The sequence below is a fragment of the Streptomyces sp. SID5785 genome, assembly GCF_009870065.1.
In the GTDB taxonomy this organism is placed as follows: domain Bacteria; phylum Actinomycetota; class Actinomycetes; order Streptomycetales; family Streptomycetaceae; genus Streptomyces.
On record NZ_WWIA01000785.1, the window covers coordinates 1 to 5,556 of the forward strand.

2 protein-coding genes and 1 pseudogene are annotated in these 5,556 nt (G+C 70.3%); all 3 read right to left on the minus strand.

Translation table 11 applies throughout. The annotated features are described in order from the left end of the window. A pseudogene (locus GTW43_RS25870) lies at window positions 1-1,060 on the minus strand (PucR family transcriptional regulator); the annotation flags it as partial. A 31-nt stretch (window positions 1,061-1,091) separates the two neighbouring features. Continuing rightward, entirely contained in the window at window positions 1,092-1,919 is an 828-nt protein-coding gene (locus GTW43_RS25875) for an NUDIX domain-containing protein (RefSeq protein WP_161304398.1), read from the minus strand. 278 nt (window positions 1,920-2,197) lie between these two features. Then, entirely contained in the window at window positions 2,198-5,491 is a 3,294-nt protein-coding gene (locus GTW43_RS25880) for a S8 family serine peptidase (protein ID WP_161304399.1), read from the minus strand. Window positions 5,492-5,556: the final 65 nt, after the last annotated feature.

Sequence of the window (5,556 nt, forward strand, 5' to 3'; positions counted from 1 at the left end):
AATGCAGGGCCGCCAGGTGCACGGCAAATCCGTCGGCCACCCGGTGCCGCTCAGCTTCCCTGCTTGTGCGGCTCAACAGGCTCTCGGAGGCAGCCGGACGGTCGACGACCGCCAGCGCGAGCACGACCACCTGACGGCCGACGAGACCCAGTCGATCCAGCGCCGCTCGAGCTTCGGGACCGCCCTCCAGCGCCCTGCCCAGGAGATCCGCCCGCAGCCGCCGCTCGGAATCGGCTCCGGCCCGCAGCCGTAGCAGGTGCAACGCGACCAGTCGCGCAGCGTCGACGAGCGCGTCCCGCCGCGGCGGGGACAAGGGCTCGTGCACCGCAGCCCAGACCGAACCCAGCAGCTCGTCACCTGCCCGCACGGCCATCGCGGCGCGGGGGAGCGCCGCGTCACCGTCGCCCAGTTCCACCGCACCGATGTGGATCGGCTCCTCGGACCGGTACAGCTCCTGCAGAACGCCCCGCTCGGCGAGGAGCTCCGCATAGTGCGGGGGCACCTCACGGCCCAGCACCGTCCGCACTCGTGCAGCATCCGCCCGACCCTGGTGCCGGGAGAAGGCCAGCACCTGGAAGTAGCGGTCCTCGATCGTCACGGGGGCGTCCAACCGGCCCGCGATGGCATTCGCCAGGGAGAACAGATCCGTCCCGGTCCCGCCCTCCACGACGCCGTCGCCCAGGACATGGGCACCGTCGTCCCGCAGGACAGATCTGATCATGACCGCGAGCTGGACCCAGGAAGCCCCGGGAGCGGCCGCGAGCACCACCACTGCGGACTCCGCACCTGCCGCGGCGGCCCGGACAGCGTCGGACACGGGCGCCTTGACGACCAGAGCGCCCGCCCGTCCGTCGAGCTTCTTCAGAAGATCCACGAGGGCGCCGGACTCCTGGACGCCCACGCCGAGTACGACCGAACCGGCCGGAACGGGAGACATGTCTCCCTCGTCGTGGATGACCACTCCGCCCACCAGGGGCACCCGCTCCGGGTCACCCGACACCACATCCAGCAGTGTGCCCCCAAGACTGTCGAGCACCTGCCCCAGACTCACCCCGCCCATGGCCTCACCTTAGGGGTTCTCACAGTTTCCCTCAGGCGTGCGTCACCAGGTAGGCGGTGCCGGTGCCCCGCCGGGCCCTCTCGACGGCGTCGAGCCGGGCGAAGTCGTGCGGCGCCATCAGCTTCTGCCAGGTGGCGAGGTCGTGGACGGCCCACATGTCGTGCTCTCCAGGGTCGAGTCGGATCCGGCCGAGCTGGTCGGCGGTCAGACGGCCACCGTCGAAGACGAGCCCGAGCTTGTTCAGCGGGACCCGTGGACCGGCAGGCAGGAAGTGCGTGAGGAGCAACTTGGGTGCGCGTGCGCCGAGTTCGAGACCTGTCTCCTCGAGGGTCTCGCGCAGCGCAGTGCGCAGCGGATCCTCGCCCGGCGCGTCCAGGTTGCCGCCCGGGAACTGCCAGCCACGCCTGCCGTACACGGAGCGCAGCTGGACCGGCCGGTCCCACGCGTCGCGGAGGTACAGGCAGCCGTACACGGTGTGGTGGGGCACGGTCTGCACATACTCGGCAGGAGGCATCGGCAGGGGCCGGCCGCGGCGGGCAGGGCGCTGGTCGAAGGCGAGGGCGAGGACGCCCTGGGCCTCCTCGTCCGGAGGGTAGATGCTGCGGAGGCGCTCGAGCAGCGCGTCGGGCGTGCTGTCGGCGTCGATGCGCGCGGGGTCCTCCGCACCGAGCAGCTCCTCGAACGAGGCGTATGCGGTGACGTGCTGCACGCTGATGTCGAGCTCTCGCCCGGTGTCCCGGTCGCGGAAGACGATCGTGTCACCGGCTGTCACTGCCCGCCTTGATGCGGTCGCGGTTCTCACCTCGATCGTCTTGCGGCCTGCCTCCACCTGGCGGTAGTACCGCCCCTGCAGATGCATGTGATGTTCGCGAGGTGCGTCTCCCGCCGTCGGGCAGGAGCTCTCCGGGATCGACGGCTGTGAGTCCTCGGGCACGTGTCGCCTCCGTTCGGTGCGGTGCTCCCCACGATGCCACCGGGTCCCCGTACGTCGCCGGGGGACGCGACCGCAGGCAGGGGCGGCCGCGTCCGGCGTACGACGACGGCCGGGCACCCCCCTCCGGTACCCGGCCGTCGTCGTGGCGTCAGACCCTCGTCACATTGCCGTCAGACCGACGGCAGACGGTTGTCAGACCGCCGTCAGCGTCCGAGGAACGCGTTGTGGACGGCGATCACGGACTTGTTGCCCTGGCGGTCGACCACGGTCGCGCGCAGTGCCACGCCCCGGTCCTTCGAGGGGGCGAGTACCGCGGCCCGGCCGCCGAGGGTCGGGGCGGGGAACCAGTGCGCTCCGTCGTCGTACGAGGCCTCGACCTTGAGCGACGCGAGGTTTCCGTCGGCGGCCGAGCCCTGGATCTCGTAGGGGATCAGCATGAACCGTCCGGCCCTGGCCCTCGACGTGAGGTCGAGGTCCGGGTGGAAGCGGACCGTAGAGGCACCCACCTCGCCCTTGTCCCCGCCCTTCGAGCGGAAGGTCCAGCTCGCGTCGATGCGGGTGGCCACGGTGAACTTCGCGGCGTCCGACCGCACTTGAGAAGTGGTCAGCGTGTACCGGCTGTCGTCCTGCGGCACGTCGAAGGAGGCGAGCCTCAGGTCGTTGTCGTTCTCCGCGATCTTCTCGCCGTCACGGTAGAGCGTCGTCGTCGCCTTGACGGGATCCCCGTCGACCAGACCGGTCGGCTCATGGCCGTCCCCGTCGGAGAACATGCCCAGCATGGCGTAGAGCGAGTCGCCGGAACGGATGATGCCCGAGTCCTCCTCGGTGCTGAACACGGGTCCGTGGACTCCGGTGTTGAAGTCGGTCCGGTAGGTGCGGCCGGACGCGAACTTCTTGGAGTAGATCCAATAGGAGGTGTCCGAGGGCAGCCAGCCGTTCGGCAGCGGATCGCCGACCTGATCGCCGAACACGCTCCAGGTGGCGTCGTTGTCCGTGGACACGTACAGCTTCTGCCGTGACTCCGCGTCGACGAAGCGCCCGGAGGCGGCACCGGTGAGCGTGTCGGTGCCGGCCTTGACACTGCCCCCGGCCGAGATCCAGGCGGTCTTGCCCGGAGCCGTGGCACCCAGGCCCGCGTCGATCAGGGCCAGTTGCTTCTTCGCCGGATGCTTGGTGAAGCCGTCCACGAGGCGAGGCGCCGCACCGCCGTACACCAGTGAGTACTGGGTGTCGTCGCCCTTGACGAAGTCCGCGTCCCAGAGCTGGGTCAGTGAGCCGTCGGCGAGCTCAGGACCGAGATGCGCGGAGCGGACGTTGTCGTACGAGCCGAGCTGCCAGGCGAACTTGTTGTCCCGGTAGCCCTTCTTGACGCTGTACGCCATGTAGGCCTGGCTGGGCTCGGCGTCACGGTCGGGGGCGGTGATGTCGACCGGCTTCGCGGTGCGGGCGTCCAGGGTGACAGTGGTACCCCGGTCGGTGACCACGAGCTTCGGCTGGGCGATCCAGTCGAGGCCCTTCGAGAGATCCCCACGGTCGCCGATGATCATCGTCTGCACGGTGTACTCGCCGGCCGGCAGCCGCAGCGTGGTCGACTCGCTCGCCTCGTCGATCGCGTACTCGGCGACGTCGTACTGGTCGCTCAACTCGGTGACGTAGGTCTGGAAATGCTGCGCCGCCCGGCCGTCGCGGCCCAGGTGCTTCAGCTCCACCGGATACGAGGCGATCTCCTTGTCGACGGCGAACGCACTGCGCACGCTCTGCCCGTCGCCAGTGGCGACCACCGCGCCGCTGTACGCGCCGTTGGGCGCCTCGACCCTGGTGTCGGCGGTGAGCGTCGCCTCAGCGGTTCCGCCTGCGGGAACCGTCAGCTGCGCCGGGCCGACCTCGAACATGCCGTCGGGGGCGGCCGCGCCCTCGGGGCCCTTGCCGCTCACCGCCAGGTCGAGGGTGACATCGGTCGTGCCCTCGTTCTTGTAGGTGAGGGTCCTGGTGATCGGCTCGTCGTCCTCGTGCGGGTAGCTCGCCGTCCCGAGATCGAGGGAGACAGGAGTGGCGCGCACGGTCTGGTCGAGCGCCTTGTCGGACTGGATGCGGCCCGATCCCTGCTCGAACGCGGTGTAGCCGACGTCCTTGGCGGACGCGGTGAGGACGCCCTTGAGCTCGGCTGCCTTCCACTGCGGGTGCTGCTGCTTGAGGAGCGCCGCCGCTCCCGCGACATGCGGCGTGGCCATCGACGTACCCGAGATCGTCATGTAACCGGGCGGGTTCTCGCCGACTTCCTTGGCGATGGCGTTGCCCGGGGCGGAGGCTGCGGTGATGTCGACACCCGGGGCCGAGACATCCGGCTTGATCCCGGAGTCGGCGACCAGCGGGCCGCGGCTGGAGAAGTCCGCCAGCTTGTCGCTCTTGTCGACGGCCGCGACGGTGAGCGCGCCCTCGGCAGCGCCGGGCGAGCCGACCGTCGACGCGCCGGGGCCCTCGTTGCCCGCCGCGATGGCGAACAGCACGCCCTGTTCGGTGTACGTGTCGACGGCCTGCTCCAGCGGATCGACGCCGGGGCTGTCAGGGCCGCCGAGGCTCAGGTTGACGATGTCGGCGCCCTCCCCGGCCGCCCACTCGATCGCCTCGATGATGTCCGACTCCTCACCGCTGCCGGTGTCGTCGAGGACCTTCCCGTCGATGATCTGTGCGCCGGGCGCGACGCCCTTGTACTTGACGCCCTTGCCCGCGATGGTCGACGCGACATGTGTGCCGTGCCCCTGGTGGTCGCGATTGTCGGCGGACGCGGAGAAGTTCTTCTCGACGAGCTGTTGGCCCTGCAGCTCCGGGTGCGTCTCGTCGACGCCGGTATCGAGCACGGCGACCTTCACACCCTTGCCGTCGTAGCCCGCCGCCCAGACCTTGTCGGCGCCGATCTGCGGTACGGAGACGTCCAGTTGGGCCTTGACCGTGCCGTCGAGCCAGACCTTTGCGACACCGGACGCGGCGGAGCGGCTGACACCGTTGTCGGTGAGCGCGTTCCACAGAGCGGGCAGATCCTTGGCGGGCGTGGTGACCGCCTCGGCGTCGAGGGACTTCAGGCTACGGCGTACCTCGGTGGCCCCCGCACCGTCGACCTGGGCGCGGGCCGCGGGTGCCGCGCCCTTGTAGCCCACGATGACTTTCAGGCCGTCCTTGTACGCCGCGCGCGCCGCCTTCGTGGCGAGCGCCGTGGCGTCGAACAGCCGCCTGTCGAGTGTCCCGTCGGATATCAGGCGCTGGGCGTCGAGCGGGACGGCGTAGTCGTGTCCGCCGTCGCTGTGCACGGACACGGGGACGTCTTCGCGGCCCTTCGCCGGATGGATGCCGCTGATGCGCCCGTCGGTCACCTCGACCGTGTCGCCGGTGATGAGGTGAACGCGCTGAGGCGCCTTCGCGGCCTTCGCCTGACGGGACTTCACCGCCTGGGGCGCTGCCGGGGTTCCGGCGGCGATCGCGGGGGCGGAGCCTGCTGTCATCGCCAGCACCGCGATGGCGGCGGTGGCGACGACACGGGGTCTTCTCGCATGGGTTCGCACGTGGA

Coding starts and splice junctions, on each gene's coding strand:
- GTW43_RS25875 (WP_161304398.1), bottom strand. CDS start 1,919: ATGCATCTGCAGGGGCGGTACTACCGCCAGGTGGAGGCAGGCCGCAAG.
- GTW43_RS25880 (WP_161304399.1), bottom strand. CDS start 5,491: ATGACAGCAGGCTCCGCCCCCGCGATCGCCGCCGGAACCCCGGCAGCG.